This window comes from Streptomyces sp. NPDC048254, from assembly GCF_043201895.1.
Classification (GTDB): Bacteria; Actinomycetota; Actinomycetes; order Streptomycetales; family Streptomycetaceae; genus Streptomyces.
Genome location: NZ_JBICZJ010000029.1, coordinates 20,015 through 46,773, shown reverse-complemented (window position 1 = coordinate 46,773; position 26,759 = coordinate 20,015). Strand labels below are relative to the sequence as shown.

At 72.1% G+C, this 26,759-nt stretch carries 22 protein-coding genes and 1 pseudogene; 10 read left to right on the top strand and 13 right to left on the bottom strand.

Going from position 1 to position 26,759, the window contains the following annotated elements:
- The first annotated feature begins 135 nt into the window (after nt 1-135).
- Complete coding sequence (locus tag ACGFZQ_RS47810) at nt 136-1,728, top strand: MFS transporter (RefSeq protein WP_393845800.1); 1,593 nt, start codon at nt 136-138, stop codon at nt 1,726-1,728.
- Here the strand turns inward: ACGFZQ_RS47810 and ACGFZQ_RS47805 are convergent.
- Nucleotides 1,673-2,209 (bottom strand): aldehyde dehydrogenase family protein, encoded by a 537-nt coding sequence (locus tag ACGFZQ_RS47805; RefSeq protein ID WP_393845799.1) that lies wholly within the window; start codon nt 2,207-2,209, stop codon nt 1,673-1,675. The genes ACGFZQ_RS47810 and ACGFZQ_RS47805 overlap by 56 nt on opposite strands.
- Before the next feature lie 55 nt (nt 2,210-2,264).
- Nucleotides 2,265-3,299 carry a hypothetical protein gene (locus tag ACGFZQ_RS47800; protein ID WP_393845798.1) on the bottom strand — a complete coding sequence of 345 codons (1,035 nt, stop codon included), beginning with the start codon at nt 3,297-3,299 and terminating at the stop codon, nt 2,265-2,267.
- Nucleotides 3,300-3,356: 57 nt separating this feature from the next.
- On the opposite strand from ACGFZQ_RS47800, the gene ACGFZQ_RS47795 reads away from it, so the two are divergent.
- Both ACGFZQ_RS47795 and ACGFZQ_RS47790 read left to right on the top strand, forming a co-directional pair.
- Nucleotides 3,357-3,740: a hypothetical protein gene (locus ACGFZQ_RS47795; RefSeq protein ID WP_393845797.1), complete on the top strand. Its 384-nt coding sequence runs from the start codon at nt 3,357-3,359 to the stop codon at nt 3,738-3,740.
- A 51-nt stretch (nt 3,741-3,791) separates the two neighbouring features.
- Nucleotides 3,792-4,415, top strand: coding sequence for a hypothetical protein (locus ACGFZQ_RS47790; RefSeq protein ID WP_393845845.1), 624 nt, complete (start codon nt 3,792-3,794; stop codon nt 4,413-4,415).
- Nucleotides 4,416-4,446: 31 nt separating this feature from the next.
- On the opposite strand, the gene ACGFZQ_RS47785 is transcribed toward ACGFZQ_RS47790, so the two are convergent.
- Both ACGFZQ_RS47785 and ACGFZQ_RS47780 read right to left on the bottom strand, forming a co-directional pair.
- Nucleotides 4,447-5,889: a hypothetical protein gene (locus ACGFZQ_RS47785; RefSeq protein ID WP_393845796.1), complete on the bottom strand. Its 1,443-nt coding sequence runs from the start codon at nt 5,887-5,889 to the stop codon at nt 4,447-4,449.
- Between the two features lie 401 nt (nt 5,890-6,290).
- Nucleotides 6,291-6,854 (bottom strand): TetR/AcrR family transcriptional regulator, encoded by a 564-nt coding sequence (locus ACGFZQ_RS47780; protein ID WP_393845795.1) that lies wholly within the window; start codon nt 6,852-6,854, stop codon nt 6,291-6,293.
- Between the two features lie 123 nt (nt 6,855-6,977).
- Between ACGFZQ_RS47780 and ACGFZQ_RS47775 the strand changes: the two genes are divergently transcribed.
- A complete protein-coding gene (locus ACGFZQ_RS47775) occupies nt 6,978-7,841 on the top strand; it encodes an SDR family NAD(P)-dependent oxidoreductase (RefSeq protein ID WP_393845794.1) in 864 nt (287 codons plus the stop codon).
- Nucleotides 7,842-7,853: 12 nt separating this feature from the next.
- Here the strand turns inward: ACGFZQ_RS47775 and ACGFZQ_RS47770 are convergent, their stop codons facing one another.
- Together ACGFZQ_RS47770 and ACGFZQ_RS47765 are read right to left on the bottom strand one after the other, a co-directional pair.
- Complete coding sequence (locus tag ACGFZQ_RS47770) at nt 7,854-9,185, bottom strand: enolase C-terminal domain-like protein (RefSeq protein ID WP_393845793.1); 1,332 nt, start codon at nt 9,183-9,185, stop codon at nt 7,854-7,856.
- A gap of 37 nt (nt 9,186-9,222) precedes the next feature.
- Nucleotides 9,223-9,620: pseudogene (locus ACGFZQ_RS47765) on the bottom strand (gluconate permease); the annotation flags it as partial.
- Between the two features lie 406 nt (nt 9,621-10,026).
- Between ACGFZQ_RS47765 and ACGFZQ_RS47760 the strand changes: the two are divergent.
- Both ACGFZQ_RS47760 and ACGFZQ_RS47755 read left to right on the top strand, forming a co-directional pair.
- Complete coding sequence (locus tag ACGFZQ_RS47760) at nt 10,027-10,674, top strand: hypothetical protein (RefSeq protein ID WP_393845792.1); 648 nt, start codon at nt 10,027-10,029, stop codon at nt 10,672-10,674.
- A gap of 22 nt (nt 10,675-10,696) precedes the next feature.
- Nucleotides 10,697-14,959: an HAD-IC family P-type ATPase gene (locus ACGFZQ_RS47755; protein ID WP_393845791.1), complete on the top strand. Its 4,263-nt coding sequence runs from the start codon at nt 10,697-10,699 to the stop codon at nt 14,957-14,959.
- A 188-nt stretch (nt 14,960-15,147) separates the two neighbouring features.
- On the opposite strand, the gene ACGFZQ_RS47750 is transcribed toward ACGFZQ_RS47755, so the two are convergent.
- Entirely contained in the window at nt 15,148-15,822 is a 675-nt protein-coding gene (locus tag ACGFZQ_RS47750; RefSeq protein ID WP_393845790.1) for a response regulator, read from the bottom strand.
- A gap of 17 nt (nt 15,823-15,839) precedes the next feature.
- On the bottom strand, nt 15,840-17,069 hold the full coding sequence (locus ACGFZQ_RS47745) for a sensor histidine kinase (protein WP_393845789.1): 1,230 nt from the start codon (nt 17,067-17,069) through the stop codon (nt 15,840-15,842).
- Nucleotides 17,070-17,242: 173 nt separating this feature from the next.
- On the opposite strand from ACGFZQ_RS47745, the gene ACGFZQ_RS47740 reads away from it, so the two are divergent.
- From ACGFZQ_RS47740 to ACGFZQ_RS47725, 4 genes are all read left to right on the top strand, one after another.
- A complete protein-coding gene (locus ACGFZQ_RS47740; protein WP_393845788.1) occupies nt 17,243-17,935 on the top strand; it encodes an ABC transporter ATP-binding protein in 693 nt (230 codons plus the stop codon).
- Nucleotides 17,932-20,274: an FtsX-like permease family protein gene (locus ACGFZQ_RS47735; RefSeq protein WP_393845787.1), complete on the top strand. Its 2,343-nt coding sequence runs from the start codon at nt 17,932-17,934 to the stop codon at nt 20,272-20,274. Before ACGFZQ_RS47740 ends, ACGFZQ_RS47735 begins: the two co-directional genes overlap by 4 nt.
- 79 nt (nt 20,275-20,353) lie before the next feature.
- On the top strand, nt 20,354-20,719 hold the full coding sequence (locus tag ACGFZQ_RS47730; protein ID WP_351733646.1) for a DUF779 domain-containing protein: 366 nt from the start codon (nt 20,354-20,356) through the stop codon (nt 20,717-20,719).
- 74 nt (nt 20,720-20,793) lie between these two features.
- Nucleotides 20,794-22,035 (top strand): phosphodiester glycosidase family protein, encoded by a 1,242-nt coding sequence (locus ACGFZQ_RS47725; RefSeq protein ID WP_393845786.1) that lies wholly within the window; start codon nt 20,794-20,796, stop codon nt 22,033-22,035.
- Between the two features lie 50 nt (nt 22,036-22,085).
- Here ACGFZQ_RS47725 and ACGFZQ_RS47720 read toward each other — a convergent pair whose 3' ends face one another.
- The 5 genes from ACGFZQ_RS47720 to ACGFZQ_RS47700 all read right to left on the bottom strand — a co-directional run bounded on the left by ACGFZQ_RS47720 (nt 22,086) and on the right by ACGFZQ_RS47700 (nt 26,745).
- The gene (locus tag ACGFZQ_RS47720) at nt 22,086-22,280 is read right to left on the bottom strand and encodes a hypothetical protein (protein WP_351733652.1); all 195 of its coding nucleotides are present in this window, start codon (nt 22,278-22,280) and stop codon (nt 22,086-22,088) included.
- A 102-nt stretch (nt 22,281-22,382) separates the two neighbouring features.
- Nucleotides 22,383-23,246 (bottom strand): phosphatidylinositol-specific phospholipase C/glycerophosphodiester phosphodiesterase family protein, encoded by an 864-nt coding sequence (locus ACGFZQ_RS47715; RefSeq protein WP_393845785.1) that lies wholly within the window; start codon nt 23,244-23,246, stop codon nt 22,383-22,385.
- Between the two features lie 228 nt (nt 23,247-23,474).
- A complete protein-coding gene (locus ACGFZQ_RS47710) occupies nt 23,475-24,566 on the bottom strand; it encodes an acyl-CoA dehydrogenase family protein (RefSeq protein WP_393845784.1) in 1,092 nt (363 codons plus the stop codon).
- Entirely contained in the window at nt 24,563-25,780 is a 1,218-nt protein-coding gene (locus tag ACGFZQ_RS47705) for an acyl-CoA dehydrogenase family protein (protein WP_393845783.1), read from the bottom strand. The genes ACGFZQ_RS47710 and ACGFZQ_RS47705 overlap by 4 nt, the downstream gene beginning before the upstream one ends.
- Nucleotides 25,777-26,745 carry an NADPH:quinone oxidoreductase family protein gene (locus ACGFZQ_RS47700; RefSeq protein WP_393845782.1) on the bottom strand — a complete coding sequence of 323 codons (969 nt, stop codon included), beginning with the start codon at nt 26,743-26,745 and terminating at the stop codon, nt 25,777-25,779. The genes ACGFZQ_RS47705 and ACGFZQ_RS47700 overlap by 4 nt, the downstream gene beginning before the upstream one ends.
- Between the last annotated feature and the right edge of the window lie 14 nt (nt 26,746-26,759).

The window sequence follows — 26,759 nt, the reverse complement described above, 5'->3', positions numbered from 1 at the left end:
TGGTTGGTTGGTGGTTGCGCGAGCGGGACCGGATGCTGTGGCGGCGGGCTTCCCACCGGAAGCCCGTACGACACAGGCCGCCGGGTTCGCCGGGGGCCTCGACCGCGGTGCGGTGCGCCGCGAAGGAGTTTCTCCGTGAACGTCACGACACCGGCGAGCGCGCCGGTCGAGCGGCGGGCGGCCACGATCGTCATGGCCTGCCTGGGCGTCTTCGTCGCCTATCTTCCCGTCACCACCGTCGCCGTGAGCCTGCCGGCCCTGCAGGGGGCGCTGAACGCCTCGACGGCCCAGCTGTCGTGGGTGCAGGACGCGTTCGTGCTGCCGATGGCCGCGTTCATCCTGACCGCTGGTGTCTTCGGCGACGTCCACGGCCGCAAGAAGGTGTTCCAGGCCGGCCTGCTCTTCTCGGCGGCGGGCGCGGTCACCGCCCTGTGCGCGCACTCCATCGAGGTCGTCTGGGCCGGGCAGGCCCTGGCCGGTGTCGGCGCGGCCGCGCTGCTGCCGACCACGCTGGCGCTGATCAGCCATGTGGTGCCGGACCACCGGGAGCGCGGGAAGTACATCGGCATATGGGCGACATGCCTGATGGCGGCCCTGGCGGTCGGTCCGGTGATCGCAGGCGTGGTGGTCGCGCACTTCTCCTGGCGCTGGATCTATCTGCCGGCCGTCCCGGTCGCGCTGCTCTCCGTCGTCGTCGCGGCCCGGCAGCTGACCGACTCCCGGGCTCCGCACGGCCGCCGGCTGGACTGGCCCGGCCAGCTCACCGCCACGCTCGCGATCACCGCGCTGGTCTACGGCGTGATCGAGGGCGGCGCCGGCTCGTTCACCGACGCCAAGGTGATGGTGGCGCTGTTCACGGCCGTGGCCGCCGGTGCCGCCTTCGTCCTGGCGGAACGGCGCAGCGACAGCCCGATGCTGGACCTGAGCCTGTTCCGCAGCCCCGCCTTCACCGCCACCACCCTGGTCGCGATGATCAGCTTCCTGGCGCTGATCGGGTTCTTCTTCGTCCTCAGCCTCTACTTCGGCATGGTGCAGCGGCTGGACACCCTGGAGGCCTGCTGGCGGCTGCTGATGGTCACCGGGGCGGCCCTGCTGGTCGGCGGTCCGGCCGGGCGGCTGATGCACCGGGTCTCCGCCCGCTGGATGATCACCGGCGGTCTGCTGCTCGTCGCCGCCGCCCAGTTCGCGCTGACCGGGCTGGCCGCCGACACCTCCTTCGCGTCGGCCGCCTGGCGGCTCGCCCTGCTGGGCCTGGGCATGGGCTTCGTCATGACCCCCATGACGGCCACCGCGGTGGCCTCCGTGCCGCACCACCTGGCCGGCATGGCCGCCGCGGGCAACAACGCGTTCCGGCAGGTCGGCGGTGCCCTCGGCCCGGCGGTGCTGGGCGCGCTGCTCACCACCCGGGCGCTCGACGCGCTGCCCGGTCACCTCACCGACGCGGGGGTCACCGGCGGGACGCAGGACCGTATCGTCTCGGTCGCGCAGTCGGACGGTCTGGGCGCCGTCGCCACGCTGGACCTGGGAGCAGGGACCGGGCAGGTGATGGGGGCGCTCGGCGACTCCTTCCTGGACGGGATGCGCCTGTGCCTGATCACGGCGGGGAGCCTCACCCTGCTGGCCGCCCTGGTCGCGGTGGTCCTGCTCCGCACCCCCCGGCGGCAGCCGACGCTCAAGGCGGCGGGAGACACCGCCGGCGAGAAGGTGTCGGCCGCACGGGGCACCTGACGGCAAGCCGATCCCGAGGGCACCCGCTGAGGGTGTCCTCGGGATCGGTACGGCCGGGGAAGTGACGATCGGGCCGAAGTCCTCGCCGGGCCGCTTGCCGTCCAGGATCGCGCCGACACGACGTACCAGCTCGTCCTAACACGCTGCGCTCGACCAGCAGCCGGGTGGTCGCGGAGCAGACCTGGCCGGAATTGACCAGGACGGACATCGCCGCGGCCCTCGCGGCCGCGTCGAGGTCGGCGTCGGCGAAGACCAGAATCGGGCTGTTGCCGCCCAGCTCGAGGGCGACCGGTATGACGCGCTCGGCGGCGATCCGACCGATGGCCTGGCCTGGGGCGACCGAGCCGGTGAAGCCGACCCGGCGGACGAGGGGGTGCGAGACCAGCGGGGTGCGGAGTTGGCCGCCGCGGGGATTCCGACGGAGCCTGCGGCGGCGGCTCCTGCGAGGGCGACTGCCATCGCCCGACGTCCGTGGACCCACTTCATTGTGCGCATCGGTTTCTCCTCTCAACTCCCGACGTGATGGCCGGGTACGACTAGCGCATGCGTGACAAGGAGCTGCGCGCCCGGCCGCGCACGATCTCGGCCAGACGGGCGGCCTGTTCGTCCGCGGCCTGGGGTCCGTTGCCGGTCAGAAGGGAGTGGTCGGCGTCCCAGATCACCTTGACGGCCGAGGGATTGAGGGCGAGGTTGACGTCGTAACCGGCCTCCTTGAGCGCCACGTCGACGTAGTAGGTCAGGCGCGTGCGCTCGCCGGGCACCTTGGGGTACTGGAACCCGAGCATCGCCCTTTCGCCGTACTTGGGCACGGTGGTGATCCGTGCGCCCTTGAAGGCGTGGTCGAGGTCGGTCGTGACCTTCCCGTCGCCGTCGACCCGGTAGCGCGCCGAGGTCAGGGCAACGGGGGCATGGCAGATGAGGGATATCGGGACGTCGACCTCGCGCAGTGTGTGGAGCAACTCCCCCATCCACGGGTTGTCGTGGAAGTCGACCATCGGGGCGTGTCCGCCGGGCATGTGCACGAAGGCCAGGTCTGCCAGCGAGAAGCCGGACGCGGGATCGCGATGCCGTTCGATCAGCTGCTGGATGGACAGGTACTCGCGCTGCGGCAACGCCTCGAAGCCGACGACGACATCACCTCGGACGGAGATGGCCTCTGCGTCGGTCCTGGGAAGCGGCTCGGAGACCAGGATGCGGCCGAGGAGCCGGTGGGCGAGGGCGAGTTCGGTCTCACGGCGCTTGAGGAGGTCCGGGTTCTTCTCGCGCAGCTTCTCGGGGCCGAACCGCTCGACTCCGCTCTGCATGGTGGTGCGGGCGGTGGCGAGACCGAGGTTTCCGCCCCCGTGGAAGTTGAGAGCGAGTCCATTGACGTCGAGCTGCGGCAGTTGTCCGTCCGGCGTGGCCAGGATGAAGTCGTATTCGCTCTCGAACTCCGCCATCACGGCCGCGAGTTCGACGAGGAAGAACCCGATCGGTATCCCGGGGTGGCCGGCGGGCTCGCTCAGCGGGAGCACGCGTGCCGACGACAGGACGATCAGGGCCTTGGGCCGAGGGGTGGTGGATTCAGTCATGGTCAACTGCCCGCCTGCGTCGACCGGACGGGTTCCGCGATCACGAGAGCCGAGTCGGTGGCATCAGGTCTGGCCGCTTCGTTCGCGTCCCGGAAGATGCTCTGCGAATTGCTCAGCGCCCAGGCCGGCATCCTTGAGCACAACGTCTCCGCCGAGGTGGCCGCGAGATACAAGCGGGGGGCCCACGAGGGCCTGGCCGGTCTGGCCGGCATGCTGCGGGAGATCCTGCCCGAGCTCGGCGACCGGGAGGCCGCCGAAGCGGCCAGCATGACGATCGTTCTCGTCGGAGCGTTGTGGACGCACAGCCATCCGGCGGCGGCCGTGCGTGACGCCTACGCCAGCGACCCGAGTCTCGTATTCCTCCGTACGCCCTTCGCTGCGACGCTCGAGCGCTCGATCACGGTCTACCTGATCGGCCTGCTGGCCGGTTCCGACCGGTGATCCCAGCCGAACCGGCTGATCAGTAGGGTCGTCGGTGTGCACGAGGTGAGGGTGGTACTGATCGGCGGGACGTCGAACGTCGGAAAGTCGACCGTCGCCGAAACGGTGGCGGAGAAACTCGGGTTCGAGTGCCAGAGCACCGACGGGCTGGCCCGGCACCCCGGGCGACCCTGGAGAACACCCGAGTGGGAGGTGCCGGCACACGTCGCCGAGCACTACGGATCACTCACGGTCGACGAACTGATCACGTCCGTTCTCGGCCACTACGATCGGCTGTGGCCACGCATCGAACAGCTGATCACGACCTACTCGGCTGACGGCCACGGCCGGACGGGCCTGGTCCTGGAGGGATCGGCACTCTGGCCCGTCCGCGTCGCAAGGCTTCAGGTCCCGCATACAGCCGCCGTGTGGCTCACCGCGGACGACGCCGTGGTACGCGCCCGCGTCCATGCAGCGGGCCGCTACGAAGCAGCCACGGACGAGGAACAGCGCCTGATGGACAAGTTCCTGGCCCGCACGGAGCGCTACCAGACACTCATGATCGATGCCGTCGACAGGTTGGGCATGGATCGCGTCGACGCGGGTGGCGGACGGTCCGCCGCAGATCTGGCTGACACGGTACTCGCGGTAGTCGACGCGCAGAACGCGGTGGGGCGGTCATCCGCCGGCCGGTGACGAGCTCTCAAGGCGCGCCGCGCGGCTCGTGTCAGGCAAGGAACTCGGCGAGCGGGAAGGAGCGATGGCGACGTGGTGGAACCAGATAGTTCTGCCGGTGGGTCGTGTGCAGGACCGAGTTGATGCCGGCGTGGGGGCTGCGCGGTGCGACAGGGAGTGTCCTGTCGGGATAGTGGCCGTCCATCGAGAGCCGAACGATATTGAAGATTTCCGTCGTCGGCTGGAACTGAATGAAGTGCAATCCGGCCGCCGGCTTCTTGCTGTAGTGGTCTGCCGTCGGATCGGACGTGTAGTGGAACGGATTGTCCAGCGTATCGAAATCGCCGCGCACGGGAATGGTCGTTCCCGTGGGATAGGCTTTTCCGTAGTTGCTGATCTCCGGCGATGTGGTGCTGTCCACCTCCGACATGCTCCCCGTATGGCCGTAACCGTGGTATCGCTCAACCCCCTGCGCCACTTGGGCCTCACTTTGACCTGGCGGTTGGAGGGCAAGCGTACCCGCCGCGGGCGCGGGTGAGAGGCCGGGATGGAGCATTGCCTGGACGCGGTCCGTGTACTGCGGGAAGTTCTTTTCGTACCAGGTCACCAGATCTTGGAACAGATGCGAGAGATGCATCGTGGTGCCCTGTTTGAAGTAACCGTTGGGCCACTGATCGGTGAGGCCGGGCAGGGTTTCCAGATTGGCGATGACACCAGGTCCCATATTCGAATTCAGGGTGGTGGCGAAGCCGAGGAATCCCTGTGCCGCTCGAGGAATCGACTTTGCACCGGGGATATCAGCCGCCAGCGCCAGCTTGCTCGGCAGGCCCTGCTGCCCGTAGAAGCCGCCCCCGGAGAAGCCCTGGCGGATACTCGTCACCTTGAACAGGCTGCCCGCTCGGTTGCTTCCGGGCCCGAAGAGGGCGTTGCTGGCTGCCTTGATATGGGCGAGCGAGTCGCTGCGGAGCAGCACGGCCACGTCATTCTGCTCCAAGCGGACCGGCCCGAATCCGGGCGGGGGCTGGTCGCTGGGGAACGTCCTGGCCTCCTGCAGCGCGTATACAGTACGGCCGTCTTTCTTGGAGGTCTGCAAATCGACCGGCAGATACGCCGGATAAGCTGTTCCCGCCCTGAAGAAGTCCGACGCCTTGCCCAGGGTTGGGATGTAGTGGTGGAAGTAGGGAAGCCCCCAGGCCACCGTGGCGGCCACCCCTGTGGGAGTGGGCGGGAATTCGCGTTCCAGGCCCAGGAGGACGGACTCGAGGTGGTGCTGCGCCTCCTGCAAGGCCTTGGCATTCGCCGACACATTCAGCCGTGCGGTAATGACATGATCGTGCAGGGCCGGCACCCGGACCGCAATCTTGCCATCGCTGCTCTTCACGCCCGAGCCATTGACCATGACCACTTGCTCGTCCTGCAGGATGTATTGATCCTGACTGGGCGGGCTGTCGGTGGCAGCGGGCCTCTGCGGCGGTTCTGCAAAGGTGTCGATCATCTCATAGATGCCGGTGGATGCCAGGGCGGCACCGAAAGTGCCCGCTGTCCCTTGAAGAATGCGGCGCCTACTCAAGTTCCCGCGCGATTGCCCCGCAGGCGCATTTTCGTTGCTATCTTTCACGAGACGTATTCCCCTACTGTGGAGTGGATGTCCACCATCACCCGGCGTCGAGACCCGGCCTGCTCGAACGACCGTCGCGATACAACCACACGCGGCCTGGGGCATTGAAGCCAACACGCGGCCTGGGTTGTCGAAGCCAACGCCAACCGAGTGCTGCCGCGGCCGACGGCTTCCACAATCCCCGCCGCATCCAGAAACGGCTCGCCCTGGAATGCCCGGACAGAGACAAACGTCCGGGACCGAATGGACCGATCTACGGGTCTGCCAGTCCCGTACCCCTATGGACGCAGGCCCCGGAGCACGACGTCGAGATAGGGGTCCGCTGAGACGTCCCGCTCCGGGCGCCTGGGAAGTGCGGAGATCAGGGCGAGGACCTCATCCGCGGCGACGTCGTCCCGTACCGCGCCCGCTCTCTGCGCGCGGGCCCACAGGCGGGCGAAGCTCGCTTTCATCGGGGCACCGACCGCGGCCATCGGGGACCGGTCGTCGGTCAGACAGGCCCCGACGCGCATGCTCATCCCGCCGTGCTCGGCAGCGCTCCGGTCGTACAGGCGCAGCCACTGCGCCACCGCCTGCCACACGTCGGGCGCGCCGAGCAACTCACGGGCCTGTACGTCCAGGAGGTCGACGCGGTCCTTCATGATCGCGACAAAGAGGTGCTCCCTGCTGGGGAAGTGCCGGTACAGCGTGCCACGCCCCACCCCGGCCTCCTTGGCGACGTCGTCCATGGGAGCGTCCGCGCCGTCACGGCCGAAGACCTTCTCCCCCGCGGCGACGAGTGCCTCGTAGTTGCGGCGGGCGTCGGCTCGCAGCGGCTTGGCAGCGAGGGGCGGGGTGCTCATGGAGATCATCCTATTTGACAACCGGACACGGTGTCCATATCGTCGAAAACACAAGCGGACACCGTGTCCGGTTACGTGTTTTCCACGTCCGTGTTCACAGGCGCCCAGCAAGGGAGAAGCACCATGGCATCACCGGACAGCAGGCCGGTCGTGGCCGTCGTCACCGGAGCGAGCCGGGGCGCCGGCCGGGGTATCGCGGAGGCACTGGGCGGCCAGGGGGCGACCGTCTACGTGACCGGCCGCAGCCGGTCGGCCTCCGATTCGCCGTACGGAGGCACCGTCGCGGAGACCGCGGCCCTGGTCGACAAGGCAGGCGGTACCGGGATCCCGGTGGTCGTCGACCACGGGGACGACCAGGCGGTGGCGGACCTCTTCGACACCGTCCGGCGCGACCACGGACGGCTGGACATCCTCGTCAACAACGCCGCCAAGGTCGTCGGGACGCCGGCGCCGGCCGGGTTCTGGGAGAAGCCCCTGGAGGTGGCGGACCTGCTGACGGTCGGACTGCGCTCGCACTATGTGGCGAGCTACCACGCGGCACCGCTGCTGATCACGAACGGCCGCGGTCTCATCGTCAACACCGGTCACTACGGTGCTGTGTCCTACCACCACAGTCCCGCGTACGGGGCGCAGAAGGCGGGCGCCGACAAGCTGGCGGCCGACATGGCCAAGGAGTTGCGGCCGCACCACGTCGCGGCGGTCTCCCTGTGGATGGGGCACGTCGACACCGAACGCGCCCGCGCCTACCTGGACTCCCTGCCCCAGCGGGACCGGCCGGCCGAGAAGCGGGAGTCGCCCCAGTTCACCGGCCGCGTGATCGCGGCTCTGTACTCCTCCGGCGAACTGATGGCCCTCTCCGGCAGGGCCCTGATCGGCGCCGAGCTGGGTGCGCTGCTCGGGGTCACCGACATCGACGGCTCCCGGCCCCGGTCCGAGCGCTACACGCTGGGCGGCCCGCCCGAGCCGCACCCGAGCCTGCTGGGCTGAGCCGCCGGCCCCCTAACGCACCAGACAGGGCCGCTTGGCGTCGAAGGTCCAGCCGTCCACGAGGTAGCGCATCCCGGTCGTGTCGTCTCGGCCCGCGCCGAGGTTCTGCTCCTCGTGGAGGGCGTGGGCCGCGAGCAGCCGGTCCGTGTCGAGGCGGATGCCGAGCCCGGGGGCGTCGGTGACGGCGACCTCGCCGTCGACGATCCTCGGCGGTGCGACGGTGAGGCGCTCCCGGCCCTCCTGCCAGATCCAGTGCGTGTCCAGGGCGTTGTAGTCGCCGGGGGCCGCGGCGCCGCAGTGGGCCATCATGGCCAGGGAGATGTCGAAGTGGTTGTTGGAGTGGCAGCCCCAGGTCAGCCCCATCTCCTGGCAGAGCTGTGCCACCCGCACCGAACCGCTCAGGGTCCAGAAGTGCGGATCCGCGAGCGGGATGGAGACCGACTGCAGGGCCAGGGCGTGGGTGAGCTGCCGCCAGTCGGTGGCGATCATGTTGGTCGCGGTGGGCAGACCGGTGGCCCGGCGGAACTCGGCGAGGATCTCGCGCCCGGAGTAGCCGTCCTCGGCCCCGCAGGGGTCCTCGGCATAGGCGAGGGTGCCGAGCAGCGGCCGGCACAGTTCGACGGCCTCCCGCAGGGACCAGGCGCCGTTGGGGTCGAGGGTGATCCGGGCCTCGGGGAAGCGTTGCTTCAGCGCCTGTACGGCCTTGACCTCCTCGGCGCCCGCCAGGACCCCGCCCTTGAGCTTGAAGTCCCGGAAGCCGTAGTGGTCGTAGGCCGCCTCCGCCTGCCGGACGATCGACTCCGGGGTCAGGGCCCCCTCGCGGCGGATGCGGTGCCAGGCCACGTCGGCGTCGGGTTCGCGGAGGTAGTCCAGGTCGGTGCGGTCGGGGTCGCCGACGTGGAAGAGGTAGCCGAGGACGCGCACCGAGTCGCGCTGCTTGCCGGCGCCGAGCAGGGCGGCGACGGGCACCTCCAGGTGCTGGCCGAGCAGGTCGAGGAGGGCTGACTCGACGGCGGTGACGGCGTGCACGGTCGTCCGCAGGTCGAAGGTCTGCTCGCCGCGGCCACCGGCGTCCCGGCCGCCGAACGCCTCCCCCACGGCCCGCAACACCCGCTTGTGGTCACCCAGTCGTGCGCCGACGACCAGGGACTCCGCGTCCCGCAGCGTCCGGGTGATCGCCTCCCCGCCGGGCACCTCGCCGAGCCCCGTCCGGCCCTCGGAGTCCTCGACGACCAGGACGTTGCGGGTGAAGTACGGGGCATGGGCACCGGAGAGGTTGAGCAGCATGGAGTCCCGGCCTGCCACCGGGTACACGGAGAAGCGGGTGACGACGGGCTGGCTCATGGGCGAACGTCCTTACGGGAGTGGGGCTTGCGCACTGAGCGTCGAGAACCTGTTCCTTGAACAGGACTCCGCCTGGCCCAGGATCGCGAGCACGGTCGTGTAGGTGGTAGGGGCCTCGATGGCGGCGATCGAGCCGCAGGATCGGGGCGAGCCGAGGGCGGCCCTCAGGATCGCGGAGTTCAGCCAGGCCAGGATGATCGGCGACACGGACCAGCCGTCGGCGACGTCCATGACGCGGTCGCGGATCCCGCCGTCGACGAGCACCTGCTTGAACGTCCCGCCGACCCCGATGACCAGCGGGATCATCGCCATGGCCTGCGCGGCCTCCCGGCAGGAGACGGCGGCCTCCTCCGGGGTGCGTCCCCCGCGCGGCCCGAAGGCCCACATCGCTACGCGCAGCGCCAGCAGCAGGGCGACCGGGGCTGAGCCCACGAAGTCGGAACCCTACGACGAGCAGAGGCAAGCCAGTTCCCCTTTGGACCGGGCGTCGCGTCCATCTCCGTGAATGGTGCGTACCTACAGAGACAATATCTACATAGGGAGACGGAGGCTAGGGATACAGGCATGGCCAATGGGCGTGGCAGAAGGATTCGCGGCGGCCGTCCAAGCGCCCACCGAGCCCGGCCACCAGAGCCTGCAACGGCCAGACCTTGCCGTCCATGCCCCGAGGACGTGGCGGCGCGCGATCTGGGCGACCAGCAGTCGATCAGCCCATCCGCGAAGATGAACAGATCGGCCACATCGCCAACTCCCGAAATGTCTGGTTCATCCGTGATGGGTGGTGCGTTCAGGGGCACCCAGGAGGCAGAGAGTGTGATCCCGGCATTGACGAGGAGTAGTCATGGCTGAGCAGAAATCGTCCTCGGCCCTCGCCGCCCCCCTGCGGAACGCGGCCTCGACGATGCGCAAAGTACCCGGCGTCGGCGTCGTGACCAAGGCCGCCGAAGGCACACTGGACAAGATCGGAACCGTCTCGCCCCGGGGCCGCCGGATGGCCGTCTACGCCGGAGCGGGAGTGCTCGGGGTCGCCGGGCTGGTGGAGTGGCCCGTCGCGGTGACCGGAGCGGCGGTGGCATGGCTCACCCAGCCCCGGCCCGAACCGGACACCGAGACCGCCCACCCGGAGATGGCCGGGAGCGTGCCGGAGGACATGACGGACAGCGCGGGCCACGGTGTCTACGTGGCCACGGGTGACGCGGCGACAGCGCCGCCGACCGCGGGCACGGTCGCACCGGGCCCGGTTGGCGAGGACGAGATGCCGGGTGGTGCGGCGGCGACCTCTGCCACGCCCGCCCCACCGTTCACCGACCCGATGGCACCGCCCGCCGCCCCGCCCACACCGTCGACGGCCGAGGACACACCCCCCGCCGCCCCCACCACCCCACCAACAACCGAGGACACACCCCCCACCACCCCCACCACCCCCACCACCCCACCAACAACCGAGGACACACCCCCCACCACCCCCACCACCCCACCCAACAGTTGACGTGGGCCGAGGGTGATGCGTGATGGCGGTCGGGTTGCCGACGGTGTCGTCCGTCGCCGCACGGGCCCTGTCCGCGGCGCCCCGGCTGCTGGCCCGGGCCGCCGCGCCCGGGGTCGGCGCGGTCGCGGGGGCGGCGGCCGGGACGGCCCGGGCGGGCGCCAGGAGCCTGGACACCGCCACCCGTATGACGCGGGCGGCGCGCAACGCGCTGCTCAGGGCCGAGTCGCAGTGGCGGTCCGGCGCCCGGGCGCACCTCGCGCTGCGGGCGGCGGACCCGGAACAGGCCCGGGAGGCGGGCGGTGTGCACCGGCTCGCGGAGCACTGCGCAGCGGCGCTGACGGAACACCCGGACGTGCTGTTCGCCTACTGGGACGAGGGTCTCGGCCGCCTGGTGGTGGCAGCGGCCGAGGAGGCGCTCACCGACGACGTCGTGGAGCACGCGGCCGATCTCGCCGCCCGGCACGGTCTCGTCGCCACCGATGACGGCCCGGAGGAGATCACGCACCCGGCCGACCCACAGGGCATCCGGGCAGCGCTGGCCACGCTCACAGCCGATCTGGTCGGCACCGGCATCGGCGTCACCGCGTACGCCCTGCGGCTGCCGCCCTCACCGCGTGCGGTGACGGCGGTGGTGACGGTGCTGCGGGAGAACCCGCGCTTTCGTGGGCTGCTCCGCGCCCATCTGGGCGCCGATGCCATGGACCTGCTGCTGGCCTGCGCGAACGCGGCGGCCCACGGGGCGGGGCAGACGCCCACCGCGCTGCTGCTCGACGGAGCGCTGCGCGGCTGCCAGCTCGCCGACACGATGGCTCGCTCGGCCGCCTTCGAACTGTTCCACGACAAGTTCTGCAACCCGGACCGGCCGAGCGTCGGCGACGGCGGCCATCCGCGCCCGGCCCTGCGCACCACCCCGGCCCAGGAGTACGCCACCCACGCCGTCACCGGCAGTGTGCTGGGCGCGGCGGCCACCCTGCTGGTCAAGCACGACGTCACCGAGGCGGCGGAGGCGGTGCTCGCGGGCTCGCCAAAGGCCGCCCGCTACGGACCGACCGCCTTCGAGGCGGTGCTCGGAGCCGTACTGGCCCGGTCGGGGCTGCTCGTCCGCGATCCGGAGCGGCTGCGGGAGCTGGAGCTGGCCGGCACCATCGTGCTGCATCCGAGCGCGGTGCGCGGCGACGACGGGGAGGCCGATCCCTGGACGGAGCCGGTGCTGGACGCGGCCCGGCGCGCCGGGCTGCGGGTCGTGCTGGTGGACGACCCGGCGCTGGAGGACTTCACCGGCCTCGCCGACCAGGTGGTGGACGCCCGGCGGCCGCTGGCCGACGTGGTGTGCTCGCTGCCAGAGGACGCCGGTGCGGTGATCACGGTGGCCCGGCTGTGGTCGGCCGGGGACCACGGGCTGCTGGCCGGCCTGCTCGCCGGTGACATCGCGGTCGCGCTCACCGACGACGACTGCACGGTCGTCTGGGGCGCCGATGCCCTCGCCCTGCACGGGCTGCCCGACGTGTGGCGGCTGCTGACCGGGATACCGGCCGCGCGCGGGGTGGGCCGGCGTTCGCAGACGCTGGCCCGGTCGGGTGCCGCACTCTCGGGGCTGCTGGTGGCTGTCGGTGAGTCGCGCAGCGGGCGCGGCAGGCTGGCCGCGCTGCCCGGGCTGCGGCACGCGCCGGTGGACGGCGCCGCCGCGACGGCGCTGCTGTCGGGGGCGTGGGCGGCCCTGCGGGTGGCACGGGCCGAGGCCCCACATCCCCGGGCCCGGGTGCACTGGCACGAACTCGGCCCGCGGGAAGCCCTGGAGCGGCTGGAGGAGGAGCGGGCGGAGGAGCCGCCCGAGGCACGGCAGCAGGCCGCACAGCCGTCCCGGAACCCGCTGCTGGTACCGGTGCGATGGACGCGGCGGCTCAGCGGAGCCGTACGGAGCGAACTGGACGACCCGCTGACCCCGGTGCTGGCTGTCGGCTCGGCCGCGTCCGCGATCGTCGGCTCGGTCGTGGACGCCCTGCTGGTGGTCGGCGCACTCGACCTGAACGCGCTGATCGGCGGAGTCCAGCGGCTCCGGGCCGAACACGCCGTGTCCGGACTCCTCGCCGACCAGGAACGGCAGGCCCGGGTGGCCGACACCCCCGACGAGCCGGACACCCACACCGTCGACGCGGCAGGCCTGGCGCCTGGCGATGTGATCGACCTGCACACGGACGACGTGATACCGGCCGATGCCCGGGTGCTGTCGGAGGACGGCCTGGAGGTCGACGAGTCCGCGCTCACCGGGGAGTCGGTGCCGACGGAGAAACACACCGCCGCGACCCCGCACGTGCCGGTGGCCGACCGGCACTCCATGGTCTTCGAGGGCACGACGGTGGCCGCCGGTCACGCCCGCGCGGTCGTGGTGGACACCGGCGAGCGCACCGAGGCCGCCCGCGCCGTCCACCTCGCCGCGCGCACGCCTGCGGCCGCCGGCGTCCAGGCCAGGCTGCACGAACTCACCGCGAAGGCACTGCCGTTGACGCTCGGCGGCGGCGCCGCGATCACCGGGCTCGCCCTGCTGCGCGGGACCCCGATCAAGGAAGCCGTCAGCGGGGGTGTGGCCGTCGCCGTGGCCGCCGTACCGGAGGGGTTGCCGCTGGTGGCGACGGTCGCCCAGCTGGCCGCCGCCCGGCGGCTGAGCCGCGGCGGGGTGCTGGTCCGGGCGCCCCGCGCGCTGGAGGCGCTGGGCCGGATGGACACCATCTGCTTCGACAAGACCGGCACGCTCACTGAGAACGCGCTGCGGCTCGCAAAGGTCACCGACACCGAGGGACGCGACCACCCGGTGGACGACGAAGCGGCCGGCGACACGCTCCGGATCGCAGCCCGGGCCTGCCCCCAGGTCGGTGACACCGACGGGCCGCCGGAGCACGCCACCGACGCGGCGGTGCTCGACGCGGCCGGACCCGACCCCGACTGGAGCCAGTCGGAGGGGCTTCCGTTCGAGGCGGACCGCGGCTACGCCGCCGCCGTCGGCCACTCCGGCGACGAACCGCTCCTGCTGGTGGTCAAGGGAGCACCGGAGACCGTCCTGCCCGCCTGCTCCGAACTCCCCGAACACGCCTCGGAAACGGCCCAGGCGCTGGCCGCCGAGGGACTGCGGGTCCTGGCCGTCGCCCAGCGCCGGCCGGACGACGCCGAGAACGCCCCGAGCGTCCTCGAACAGCCCCTGGAACAGCTGGAGTTCGTCGGTCTGCTCGGCTTCTCGGACACCCCGCGCGAGACCTCCACGACGCTGATCCGCGGCTTGCGGGAGGAGGGCATACGACCGGTGATGCTCACCGGCGACCATCCCCAGACCGCCCGCTCGATCGCCGCCGAACTGGGCTGGCCCGAGGACACGGTCGTGGTGACCGGCAACGAACTCGCGGCCGCCGACCGCTCGGGCCGGGCCCGGATGCTCCGCGACGCCGGTGTGGTGGCACGCGTGGCCCCCGAGCAGAAGCTGCAGGTCGTCGAGGCACTGCGGGACGCGGGGCGAGTGGTCGGCATGGTCGGCGACGGCGCCAACGACGCCGCCGCGATCCGCGCCGCCGACATCGGAGTCGGCATCAACACCCGCGGCTCCGCCGCCGCCCGCAACGCCGCCGACCTCGTCCTCACCGACGACGACCTGACGGTCCTGATCGACGCCGTGTGCGAGGGCAGGTCCCTGTGGCACAGCGTCGCCGACGCCGTCGCCATCCTCATCGGCGGCAACGCGGGCGAGATCGGCTTCGGCATCCTCGGCACCCTGCTGTCCCGCTCCGCTCCGCTGTCCACCCGCCAGATGCTGCTGGTCAACCTCTTCACCGACCTGTTCCCGGCGATGGCGGTGGCGGTCACACCGAAGGAGACGGCGGAGCAGACGGACCCCAGGTCGCCGTCGGACGTGCTCGGGGCGCCCCTGCTCCAGCAGATCCGGCACCGCGCGGTGACGACCAGCGCGGGCGCGCTCATGGCCTGGCTCATCGGCCGCGCCACCCCGGGAACGGCCCGCCGCTCCAGCACGATGGCTCTGGTCGCGGTCGTCGGCACCCAGCTCGTGCAGACGCTCCTGGACCGCCGTGACAGCCCGCTGGTCCGCCTCGCCTCCCTGGGCTCGGCCGCCGTCCTGCTCGCGCTGATCGAGACACCGGGGATCAGCCGCTTCTTCGGCTGCACCCCGCTGGGCCCGCTGGCCCTGACCGCCGTGACCGCGTCGATCGCCCTGGCCGTCTGGGGCCAGCGCGTCCTGCCCTTCCTGGAGAAGACGGTCTCGGACCTGATACCGCGCTCGTGAGACCCGGTCAGCGGCGCACGGTCGAGACGGGCCGCCTCGTGCAGCTCCCCGAGGATGCCTTGGAGGAAGCCGCGCAGATCGACCACATTGAAGACGTTGACAGGACTCGCAGGACGAGGGCGCCGCAGAAATCGTTCTCGGAGAGAGGGTCAACACTTCTGGCACAACTGCCGTTTCAGGCGGGGCCCTCAACGGCTGCCCGGCGTGACCAGTCCCGTCTCGTAGGCGACGACCACCGCCTGGGCACGGTCGCGCAGGGAGAGTTTGCCGAGGACGCGGGAGACATGGGTCTTGACGGTGGCCTCGGAGAGGTGGAGGCGGGCGGCGAGTTCGGCGTTGGACAGGCCCTGGGCGAGCAGGCGCAGGACGTCGAGTTCGCGTGGGGTGAGATGGCCGAGGTCGCGGTGGCGCGTGCCGCTGTCGCCGCCCGCGCGGGCGAAGCGTTCGACGAGGCGGCGGGTGATGGCGGGTGCCAGCAGTGCGTCACCGGCCCGGACCGTGCGGACGGCGGCCGTCAGGTGCTCGGGGGTGACGTCCTTGAGCAGAAAGCCGCTGGCTCCGGCGGACAGCGCCGCGTACACGTACCGGTCGAGGTCGAAGGTGGTCAGCATCAGGACGCGGGGCGGGTCGGGGGTGGCGAGGATCCGGCGGGTCGCCTCCAGGCCGTCCAGCTCGGGCATCCGGATGTCCATCAGGACGACGTCCGGCCGGGTGCGCCGGACCGCGTCCACGGCCTGGTGGCCGTCGGTGGCCTCGGCGACGACCTCGATGCCGTCGGCGGTGAGGATCAGCCGAAAGCCGGTGCGCACCAGAGCCTGGTCGTCCACGACGACGACCCGTGGCGGGCCGGCCGGTGAACTCACTTGTGCTCCAGGTGAACTCACTTGTGCTCCAAGGGAATCAGAGCCCGGACCCGGTAACCGCCCAGCGGGCGGGGTCCGTTGCTCAGGGTGCCGTCGTGCACGGCGAGCCGCTCGCGCAGCCCGACCAGTCCGCGCCCGTTGCCCGTCGCGGCGCCCGGCCCGGGGCTGCCGCCGGAGTCGGTGACCTCGACCCGCAGTTCGTCGTCACCGTACTCGACGCGCACGCTCGCCTTCGAACCGGCCGCGTGTTTCAGGGTGTTGGTGAGCGCCTCCTGCACCACCCGGTAGGCGGTCAGCTCCACGCCCGCGGGCAGCGGCCGGACCGTCCCGGACACCGTGAGGTCGACGGCCGTACCGGTGCTGCGGGTACGGTCGAGCAGCGGGTCGAGCCGGTCAAGGCCGGGCTGCGGCGCGAGGTCCGCCTCCCCGGGATCGTCCATGGTGAGCAGTCCCATCACCTGCCGCAGCTCCCCCATCGCGGTGCGCCCGCCCGCCTCCACCGCGAGCAGCGCCTCGCGCGCCTGCTCCGGCGAACTGTCCATGATCTTGCGGGCGGCGCCGGCCTGGATGACCATCACGCTCACGTTGTGGGTCACGACATCGTGCAACTCCCGGGCGATCCGGGCCCGTTCGTGCTCCACGGCCCGGCGCGTCTCCTCGTCCCGCCGCCGCTCGACCGCAGCCAGCCGGTCCCGGCTCTCTTCGGCCCGGACCTTCCAGGTACGCAGTCCGAGGGTGGCCAGGACCAGCGGGGCGGAGATCATCAGGGGCACGTACTGGGTGGGGACGGTGGGTTCGACGCCGAACGGTGTGTGCGGCACCGATCTCCCGATCGTGAGGCTGAGCAGCACGGCCGACGCGAGCGAGGCCCTCGCCGCCGCCTGGTAACGGCTGTAGGCGGCGGCGCTGTAGGCGGCGATGACGCAGGCGTAGAAGGTGAGCCGGGTGACGTCACCGGGAGTGAGCGCGTTCGCCGCCAGCACGATCCAGAGCACGGCCAGCGGGTAGCGGCGGCGCCAGACAAGGGGCACGGAAGCGAGCAACGCCAGGCAGATCAGGCCCGCCGTGCTGTGCCGCCCGGTCGGATCGTCCGGGTCTCCCGCGTACTGGATCTCGGAGACGAGGACGAGCAGGGCGAGGGCGGCGTCGAAGAGCCGGCCGCGCGCGGTGGGTTCGGGCGCGGGTCCGCTCGGCTCCGCCAGTGCGCGCAGTCGTACCAGCGGGCCGGACGCCCATGTCGTCGTCATCCTCGTATTCTCGGTGCCCTCCGGGCCCCGGGCATCCCTCCCCGGACTACATCTCAGGGATGACACCCCCGCCCCTACCTCCGACGCGGTACGGCGATTACGTCCCGCGCCCGTCGTGCCCGGCCCGGCCCGTTCCCTAGCGTCGGCGGCCACCGAGGGACGGAGACCCACCGATGACGACACCACTGATCGAACTACGGGACGTGACCCGGCGCTACGACGCCGGACCGCCCGCGCTGCTGGACGTGACCCTGACCGTGGCGCCCGGGGAGGCCGTCGCGGTGCTGGGTCTTTCCGGCAGCGGCAAGTCGACGCTGCTGAACCTGATCGCCGGCCTGGACCGGCCGGACGAGGGCACGGTGACCGTGGACGGCGTCCGGGTGGACCGGCTGGGCGAGGCGGGCGCGGCCCGTTACCGGCGGACGAAGGTCGGGATGGTGTTCCAGTTCTTCAACCTGCTGGACGACCTGACCGTCGCCGACAATGTCGTACTGCCCGCCCAACTCGCCGGAACGGGACGGCGGGAGGCCGCCCGCCGGGCGGCGGAGCTGCTCGAATCGCTGGGTATCGCGGCACACGCGAGCGCCTACCCGGGCCGGCTCTCCGGCGGTCAGCGGCAACGCGTCGCGGTGGCCCGGGCGTTGATGAACCGGCCCGCGCTGCTGCTGGCCGACGAACCGACCGGTGCGCTGGACTCCGCGTCCGGCGCGGACGTCAGCCGTCTCCTCCAGGAGCTCAACGCCGACGGCCAGACCCTGGTCCTCGTCACCCACGACCACGATCTGGCCAGGGCCTGTACCCGGCGTACGGTCCACCTCACCGACGGCCGGGTCAGCGCCGACGTCCCGACAGAGGCACTCCGATGAGCGCCCTCGTCCGGGTCGTCCGGTCCGGCATGGCCCGGCGCCGTACCCAGACGCTGGTCATCGCCCTGGCCGCGCTGCTGGCGGTGACGGCGTCCGTGCTGGCCGGCGCGCTGCTGGTGGCCTCGCGCGCGCCCTTCGACAAGGCGTTCGGGCGGCAGCACGGGGCCCAGCTCACCGCGCAGTTCGACGCGAGCCGGGCCGGGCCGGCCCAACTCGCCGCCTCCGCACACGCGTCCGGGGTGACGGGGTCGTCCGGCCCGTTCCCGACGGCGACCGTCACACCGGACGGCGCGGGCACGCTGTCGGTCGTCGGGCGGGCCGGCCCCGGCGGGGCGGTGGACCGGCTCACGGTGACCGAGGGCCGGTGGGCGCGGCGAACAGGCGAGATCGTGCTCGCGGCGGACCCGGACGGGCCGCCCGTACGGCTCGGGCAGCGGCTGAACTTCCCGGACCTGCCCGGCAGTCCGACGCTCACCGTGGTCGGCACGGCCCGCTCGGTCAGCCGTACCGCCGACGCATGGGTGGTGCCCGCGCAGATCGCCGGGCTCACCGGGTCCGGCCGTGCCGGCGGCTATCAGATGCTGTACCGCTTCGCCCACGCGGCCACCGAGGCGCAAGTGGCCCGGGACCGTGCGGCGGTGACGGCGGCCGTACCGGCAGGAGCGCTCTCCGGGGCCCGGTCCTGGCTCTCCGTACGGCAGTTCGCGACCCGTGAGACCGCCCTGTACGTGCCGTTCCTGGTCGCCTTCGGGGTGCTGGGGCTGGTGATGTCGACGCTGGTCGTCGGGAACGTGGTGGCCGGTGCGGTGGGCACCGGGCTGCGGCGGATCGGCGTCCTCAAGGCGGTCGGCTGCACTCCGGGGCAGGTCGTCCGGGCCTATGGGGCGCAGGCGCTGGTGCCCGCCACGATCGGCACCGGGCTGGGCCTGGCCGCCGGACACCTGCTCGCCACCCCTCTGCTGGCGGACACCTCGGCCGTGTACGGGTCGGTCGGGCTCGGGGTCTCCGCCGGGGTCGATGTGGCCGTCGTGGGCGGGGGGCTGGGCGTGGTGGCCGGCACGGCGTGGCTGAGCGCCTGGCGGGCCGGGCGGCTGCGCACGGTCGACGCGCTGGCCGTGGGCCGCACCCCGGCGGCGGGCCGGGGCCGTACGGCGGCACGGCTGGCGGCCCGGCTGCCGGTGCCACGGGCGGTGGGCCTCGGACTCGCCCGGCCCTTCCACCGGCCCGCCCGCGCCGCCTCGATGGTCGCGGCGGTCGTCTTCGGCACGGCGGCGGTCACCTTCGCCGTCGGGATGGCCGCGTCCCTGGGCGAGGTGATCACCGCCAAGAACCACAACGCGGCCGACGTGACCGTGAGCGCCCGGCAGCCGGAAGGTCCGGGGCGCGTGCCGCCGGGCACCACGCGGGTGACGGCGGCCGAGGCCGCCGCCGTGCGGGCCGCGATCGCCGCCCAGCCGAGCACCCGCGACCAGTACGGCAGCGTCACGACCGAGGCCGAGGTCGCCGGGGTGACGGGAGGCGTGCCGGTGTTCGGCTACGACGGCGACGCCTCCTGGGGCGGCTTCGCCATGGTGTCGGGGCGCTGGATCCGGGCGGCGGGCGAGGCGGTGGCGGCGTCCCCGTTGCTGACCGCGAGCGGGGCCGAGGTGGGCGACACGGTCACCCTCACCGTGAACGGCTCGCCGGTGCGGATCCGGATCGTGGGCGAGGTCTTCGACACCGGCCAGCAGGGCCTGCGGGTCTTCACGGACCTGGCGACGCTCCGGACCGCCGACCCGGACCTGCACCCCGCCGACCACGCCGTGCGGCTCGTCCCGGGCACCGACGCCGACGCGTACGTGACCCACCTGAACGCGGCGTTGAAGCCGCTCGGCGTCTCGGCCACCGACACCAGGTCGGTCAACGGCAGCGACGGCGTGGTCGCCATCGACACACTGGCGGCGACGCTCACCCTGATCCTGGTGGCGGTGGCCGGACTCGGGGTGCTGGGCGGGGTCGTCCTCGACACCCATGAGCGCATCCGGGACCTGGGCATCCACAAGGCGCTCGGGATGACACCCCGGCAGACGGTGACGCTGGTGATCGCCTCGGTCGTGCTGCCCGGCCTTGCGGGTGGGGTGCTCGGCGTCCCGCTGGGCCTCGCCGTGCACCGCACGGTCATGCCCGCCATGGGCGACAGCGCCGGTCTGCGGCTGCCCGACGTGGTCCTCGACGTCTACCGGGCGCCCGAACTGCTCCTCCTCGCCCTGGGCGGCACGGCGATCGCGGTCCTCGGCGCGCTGCTCCCGGCGGGCTGGGCGGCCCGCGTCCGGACGGCGACGGCACTGCGCACCGAGTAGTCAACGACCGCTTCTGGACCGGCCGGTGACGAGAGGTGAGACTGAGGGGATCCGACACCCCGGCCCCAGGAGGGTGACCATGGACGACCAGACGGCGCCGCCGCGCGTCGAACTCACCCCGCAGGCCGCCGAGCTGGTGCGCCGGCTGCGCGCCGAGCACGGCCCGCTGATGTTCCACCAGTCCGGCGGCTGCTGCGACGGCAGCGCGCCCATGTGCTACCTCGACGGCGAGTTCCGCACCGGCGGCTCGGACGTGCTGCTGGCCGAGCTGGCGGTGGACGGCGTCGAGGAGCCGGTCACCTTCTGGATGTCCCGGAGCCAGTACGAGGCGTGGAGCCACACCCGGCTGATCGTGGACGTGGTGCCCGGACGGGGAAGCGGTTTCTCCCTGGAGGCACCCGAGGGGGTGCGTTTTCTCACCCGTTCGCGCGTAGTCGACGTCTAGCCGCCCTGCCGGTCACTCTCTTCTGCTGCACTTCCCTGAGTCCTGAGGTACTTGACGAGACATCAGGGGGTGCGGTGACGCATCGTCAGAGACGAATTGCAGCGACGACCCGAACTCTGTTCACGATTCTCACGACGTCCGGCGTGCTGGCCGGTGCGGCCCTCGCGGGGGCGGCACCGGCCGGCGCCGTGTCGGACACCGGACAGATCGCGTCCGGCGTCACCTACCGGCAGTTCGACGTCACGGCGGCCAAGGGCACGGTCCACGCCCATCTGCTGACCGTCGACCTGACCGATCCGCACGTCCATGTGGACCTCCTCGACCCGGGCGCGGTGGCCGCCCGGTCGCCGGTGTCCACGATGGCGGACGCGGCGGGCGCGGTCGCGGGCGTGAACGGCGACTTCTTCAACATCACCGAGACCCAGCACCCGGGCGTCGAGGCGACCGGCGCGAGCGTCGGCCCGGCGATCGCCCACGGCCGGCTGCTCAAGGCGGCGGTGCCGACGGCCCAGCGGTTCGGCCCGTCGCTGCCGCCCGGCACCGACACCACCGACGTCCTCGGCGTCGGCGTGGACCGCCGGGCCCGGCTGGACCGGCTGGCGCTCGTGGGCACCGTCCGCACCCCGGACGGGAACCTCGCGCTGCGGGGGCTCAACCAGTACGCGCTGGCGCAGGACTCCGTCGGCGCCTACACCGCCGCCTGGGGCCCGGCCTCCCGCAAGCGCGCCACCTGCGGCTCGGACACCAGCCGGGCGGCCGGCTGCAGCACGGACACCTTTGAGGTCCGGATCCGCGGCGGCAAGGTCGTCGACACCGCCGACAGCCCGGGCAGCGGCGCCATCGCGGCGGGTACGACGGTCCTGCTGGGCCGGGAGGCCGGCGCGGACAAGCTGCGCCGGCTCACCAAGGGCGAACGGGTCACCGTACGCAGGCAGATGGCCGCGTCCGCCTCCAAGGTCCCGTACCGCTTCGCGGTCGGCGGCTACCCGGTGCTGCGCGGCGGCGAGCCGCTGGCCGGGCTCAACGACACCACCGCGGCGGTACGCACCGCCGCGGGCTACACGAGCGGCGGACGCAAGCTCCTGCTGCTCGCGCTGGACGGCGCGGTGGCCTACCGCAGCGGCATGACCATCGCCGAAGTCGCCGACGAGATGCGGGAGTTGGGGGCGGTCGACGCGTTCAGCCTGGACGGCGGCGGCTCCACGACACTGGTGGCCCGCACCCCGGGCGACAAGACGGTGAGCGTGCTCAACCACCCGACCGAGAGCCCGGAACGCGCCGTGGCGAACGGGATCGGGGTCTTCTCGACACCCTGACCGGAAGCCACGGACCGAAAGCCCTGAGCCGGCGGCCTCCGACCGCCGGCTCAGGGCTTCAGACTGCTCACCAGGTCGGCGGTCGCGGTGAGCCCGCTGCTGATGGTGGGCGCCATGCTGGTGCTGGCCAGATAGAAGCCGAGCAGCATGCAGACCAGGGCGTGCGAGATCTTCAGCGCGCCCTGGCGCATGAAGAGCACGGCCAGGAACAGAAGCAGCAGCACCACAGAGATGGAAACGGCCATCGCGAACCTCCTCCGCCACGCCCGTTTCGGGGCGTTCGGCCGCAAGTGTGGCGTAGCGGAGGGTGGGCCCGTGCGGTCGACACGTGCCCCGTTCGGGTGGTGTTACGACGCCCGGTGGGTGTCCAGGAAGGTTTCCAGGCCGGCCAGGTCGTCGGTGTTGAAGTAGTCGACGTCGGCGGCGAGCAGCTCGCTCCACAGCGCGTCGCGGGCGGCCCCGGCCACGTCGGGGGTGTTCCAGAAGCGCACCGTCTGGCCGCGGTCGTGCGCCTGGCCGATGATGGCGCGCAGCTTCTGCCGCTCGGCCTCGGGGAACGCGCCCTCCCCGAGCCAGGTGAAGTTGAGCTGCCAGTTGTCGCTGATCAGCGGGACGAAGGAGGCGGGCGCCGAGGTGCCGAGGTCGGTGAGCCGGCCGTCGTAGAAGGCCCGGCGCACGGTCTGCGCCTCCATCGGCGTACGCGCGGCACGGTCACCGGAGATGACGTTGGTGACCGCACCGGGGACGACACGGCCGTGGGCGTACGTCGTGAACAGGTGCCGGTAGCGCCGGAGATGCCGGTCGAGTTCGAGGTACGTCGACGATCCCTCGGTCTTGATGTCGATGAGCAGTTGCAGCGGCTCGCGCCAACCCCGGTACACGGAGCCGTGGTTGGCCTTCACGATCCGGGCCAGTGGGTCCAGGTAGAGGGACTCCAGGGTGCGGCTCGGGTCGAGGTCGTCCGAGGTGTGGCCGATGAGCAGCTGGTCGCCGACGAGGAAGATGTCCGCCTCGACACTGCCGAAGCGGTGGCCGAGGGCGTCGAGGAGGGGGTGGGTGTGCTCGTAGTCGTTGTGGGCGTGGGCACGCCACAGCGGACGCGGGCCGCGGTGACCGCCGCCCGCCCAGGCCTGCGCGCCGGGCAGCACGACAGCGCCCGCGAGGGCGGCGCCGAGAGTGCTGAGGGCTCTGCGACGGGTGGTGAGGGCCATGTGCTCTGCCTCCCTTGTAGGGCCTTGAGGGACCCAAGGGAGTATGCGGGCGAGCAGCGCCCAAATGGTGCGAGCGTGAAGGGAATTGGCTGGACTGCCACCCCGGGTTCACTTCATACGAGCCTCAGCAAGGGCGCGCCCCAAAGGGGCGCGGGGCTGTATCGAATATGCGGCTCCGCCGCGTGTGCGCGACCAGCCCCCACACACCCGCACCAAACAGCCGCTGGATCACGGCCCCTGAAGATCGACCAGCCCGGCCAGCGCCTCCCGATGCACCCCCGCCGTACCAAACGCAATCGAATCCGCCTTGGCCCGCTTGAGGTACAGATGGATCGGATGTTCCCAGGTCATCCCGATCCCGGCGTGCAACTGCAGCGCCTCCTCCGCCGCCCGCACCGCAACCGGCCCCGCGTAGGCCTGCGCAACGGCCACCAACACCTCGGCATCCCCGCCGGAGGCCAGCGCATCGGCGGCCCCCCGCGCGGCAGCCCGAAGGTTCACGACCTCCAGCCACAGCTGCGCGAGCCGGTGCTTGATCGCCTGGAACCCGCCCACCGGCCGGTTGAACTGCTTGCGTTCCTTGAGGTACCGCACGGTCTCGGTCAGCGCCCACTCGGCGAGACCGAACTGCTCGGAGGCCAGCAGCCCGGCCCCGGCCCGCAGCGCACGCCGCACGGCGGGCTCGGCGTCGCCCACCCGGCGTCCGACGGCACCGTCGAGGGTGACCGTGGCGAGCGGCCGGGTCAGGTCGAAGGACACCTGCGGGGTGACGGTGACGGCCGCCGCCTCGACGGCGTACAGCCCCCCGTCGTCCCCCGGCACCAGCAGCACATCCGCGGCGACCGCATCCGCGATCCCGGTCAGCTCACCGTGCAGCTGGCCCTCTTCGACGCGTACGGCCTTGAAGTCGGCCCCCGGAGCGACATGCAGCCCCACGGCCAGCGCACCGATCGTCCGCCCGGACGCCAGCTTCCCGAGCAGCTCCTCGTCCCCGCAGGCGAGCAGCGCTTCCGTGGCCACCACCGCACTGCTCAGATACGGCACGGGTGCCACCGCCCGCCCCAGCTCCTCAAGGACGACGGCGACTTCGCGGTGCGAAGCACCCTGGCCGCCCTGCTTCTCCGGCACCAGCAGCCCGGCGAGGCCCATGCCCTCGGTGAGGGCCTTCCAGGCCGCCAGGTCGTGCGGGGCGTCCGACTCGGTGCGCGCGATGACACCGGGCGCGTCGCAGTGGTCGGCCAGCAGATCCCGCACCGCGGCCCGCAGCGCCTCTTCCTCCTCCGAGTACAACAGGTCGGGCTGTGTGCTCTGGGTTGTCATCGGGCGAGGTCCTTCCACGCGACGTCCTTGTCGGTGCGGGGCTCGGCCGGCAGGCCCAGCACGCGCTCGGCGACGATGTTCAGCAGGACCTCGCTGGTCCCGCCCTCGATGCTGTTGCCCTTGGCGCGGAGGTAGCGGTAGCCGGCGTCCCGGCCGACGAAGTCCACCAGTTCGGGGCGGCGCATGGTCCAGTCGTCGTACAACAGGCCCTCTTCGCCGCGGAGTTCGACCTCCAGGCCGCTGATCTCCTGGTTGAGGCGGGCGAAGGCGAGCTTCATGCCGGCGCCCTCGGGGCCGGGCTGGCCGGCGACGAGCTGCTGGCGCAGCCGTTCGGCGGTGAGCCGGGCGACCTCGGTCTCGACCCACAGCTTCAGGAGCCGCTGGTGCAGGTCGTGGGTGCGCAGTTCGGGGCGTTCGCGCCAGGTCTTCACGACCGGGCCGATCATGCCGCCCTCGCGGGGCAGCCGCATGCCGCCGATCGCGACGCGCTCGTTGTTGAGGGTGGTCTGCGCGACCCGCCAGCCGTCGCCGATCGCGCCGAGGCGACGGGAGTCCGGGATGCGGACGTCGGTGAGGAAGACCTCGTTGAACTCGGCCTCGCCGGTGACCTGTCGCAGCGGGCGGACGTCGACGCCGGGGTCGGTCATGTCGCAGATGAAGTAGGTGATGCCCGCGTGCTTGGGCACGTTCGGGTCGGTGCGGGCGATGAGGATGGCCCACCGGGAGTTGTGCGCGCCGGAGGTCCACACCTTCTGCCCGTTGACGACCCACTCTCCCCCACTCTCGGCTTCGCTCGAGCGGGAGGTACCCCCATCCTCACGGACGGCCCGGGTGCCCAGCGCGGCCAGGTCGGAGCCGGCGCCCGGCTCGCTGAACAGCTGGCACCAGACCTCCTCGCCGATCCACAGCGGCCGCAGATAGCGCTGCTTCTGCTCCTCGGTGCCGTACTTGAGGATGGTCGGCGCGGCCATGCCGAGTCCGATGCCGTTGCGGCGCGAGTCGTTGTCGGGGGCGCCGGCGGCTTCCAGTTCGGCGTCCACGACGACCTGGAGGGAGCGCGGGGCGCCGAGGCCCCCGAGGCCCTCCGGGTAGTGCACCCAGGCGAGTCCCGCGTCGAAGCGGGCCTTGAGGAAGTCGAGCCGGTCCGTCGTGGCGGGCGGGTACGCGGCCAGCAACTCGGCTGTGCGGCGCTGGAGTTCCGAGGCGTCGGTCATGCCGCGGCTCCCGTCGGTACGACGGTGACCCGGCCGGTGGTGACGCCGTCGCCGAGCCGCTGTACGGCCGCCGCGGCCCCGGACAGCGGGACCCGCTCGCTGACCAGCGGCTTGATGGCGCCCTTGGCGGCCAGCTCGGTGAGCTGCTGATGGCAGTCCAGGATCAGCTTGGGGTTCTTGGTGGCGTACAGGCCCCAGTGCAGGCCCAGGATCGAGTAGTTCTTCACCAGGGCGTGGTTGAGCGCCGGGCTCGGGATGGTGCCGCTGGCGAAGCCGACGACCACGATCCGGCCCTCGAAAGCGACGACCTTGGCCGACTGGGTGTACGCCTCGCCGCCGACCGGGTCGTAGACCACGTCGGCGCCCCGGCCGCCGGTGGCCTCCTTCACGGCGCCGACCACGTCCTCGGCGCGGCGGTCGACGACGACGTCACAGCCCAGTTCGCGGGCCACGGCCGCCTTGTCGGCGCCGCCGACCACACCGATGACGGTGGCCCCGGCCGCCTTGCCGAGCTGTACGGCGGCGCTGCCGACCCCGCCCGCGGCGGCGTGCACGAGCAGCGTCTCGCCGGCCTGGAGTGCGGCCCTGCGGTGCAGGCCGAACCAGCCCGTCTGGTACCCGATGTGCAGGGCGGCGGTCTCGGCGTCGTCCAGCGCGTCCGGCGCGGGCAGCAGGGCGGCGGCGTCCGCGACCGCGTACTCGGCGAAGCCGCCGTGCGGCAGCACGGGGTTGGCGATCACCCGGCGCCCGTCCTCGGTCTCGCCGCAGATCTCCACGCCGGGCGTGAAAGGCAGCGGCGGGCGCACCTGGTAGTGGCCCCGGCACATCAGCACGTCGGGGAAGTTGATGTTGGCGGCACGCACCTTGAGCAGGACCTGGCCGTCACCGGGCGTGGGCCGCTCCACCTCCTCGAGCCGCATCACCTCGCTCGGCTCGCCGTTCTCGTGCACTTGCCATGCCTGCATGCGGTGCCTCCACA

Excerpts from the sequence above, each read along its gene's own strand:
- ACGFZQ_RS47700 (WP_393845782.1), bottom strand. The coding sequence starts at position 26,745 with ATGCAGGCATGGCAAGTGCACGAGAACGGCGAGCCGAGCGAGGTGATG.
- ACGFZQ_RS47705 (WP_393845783.1), bottom strand. The coding sequence starts at position 25,780 with ATGACCGACGCCTCGGAACTCCAGCGCCGCACAGCCGAGTTGCTGGCC.
- ACGFZQ_RS47720 (WP_351733652.1), bottom strand. The coding sequence starts at position 22,280 with ATGGCCGTTTCCATCTCTGTGGTGCTGCTGCTTCTGTTCCTGGCCGTG.
- ACGFZQ_RS47775 (WP_393845794.1), top strand. The coding sequence starts at position 6,978 with ATGGCATCACCGGACAGCAGGCCGGTCGTGGCCGTCGTCACCGGAGCG.
- ACGFZQ_RS47710 (WP_393845784.1), bottom strand. The coding sequence starts at position 24,566 with ATGACAACCCAGAGCACACAGCCCGACCTGTTGTACTCGGAGGAGGAA.
- ACGFZQ_RS47745 (WP_393845789.1), bottom strand. The coding sequence starts at position 17,069 with ATGACGACGACATGGGCGTCCGGCCCGCTGGTACGACTGCGCGCACTG.
- ACGFZQ_RS47785 (WP_393845796.1), bottom strand. The coding sequence starts at position 5,889 with ATGATCGACACCTTTGCAGAACCGCCGCAGAGGCCCGCTGCCACCGAC.
- ACGFZQ_RS47760 (WP_393845792.1), top strand. The coding sequence starts at position 10,027 with ATGGCTGAGCAGAAATCGTCCTCGGCCCTCGCCGCCCCCCTGCGGAAC.
- ACGFZQ_RS47755 (WP_393845791.1), top strand. The coding sequence starts at position 10,697 with ATGGCGGTCGGGTTGCCGACGGTGTCGTCCGTCGCCGCACGGGCCCTG.
- ACGFZQ_RS47800 (WP_393845798.1), bottom strand. The coding sequence starts at position 3,299 with ATGACTGAATCCACCACCCCTCGGCCCAAGGCCCTGATCGTCCTGTCG.
- ACGFZQ_RS47735 (WP_393845787.1), top strand. The coding sequence starts at position 17,932 with ATGAGCGCCCTCGTCCGGGTCGTCCGGTCCGGCATGGCCCGGCGCCGT.
- ACGFZQ_RS47780 (WP_393845795.1), bottom strand. The coding sequence starts at position 6,854 with ATGAGCACCCCGCCCCTCGCTGCCAAGCCGCTGCGAGCCGACGCCCGC.
- ACGFZQ_RS47770 (WP_393845793.1), bottom strand. The coding sequence starts at position 9,185 with ATGAGCCAGCCCGTCGTCACCCGCTTCTCCGTGTACCCGGTGGCAGGC.
- ACGFZQ_RS47715 (WP_393845785.1), bottom strand. The coding sequence starts at position 23,246 with ATGGCCCTCACCACCCGTCGCAGAGCCCTCAGCACTCTCGGCGCCGCC.
- ACGFZQ_RS47730 (WP_351733646.1), top strand. The coding sequence starts at position 20,354 with ATGGACGACCAGACGGCGCCGCCGCGCGTCGAACTCACCCCGCAGGCC.
- ACGFZQ_RS47740 (WP_393845788.1), top strand. The coding sequence starts at position 17,243 with ATGACGACACCACTGATCGAACTACGGGACGTGACCCGGCGCTACGAC.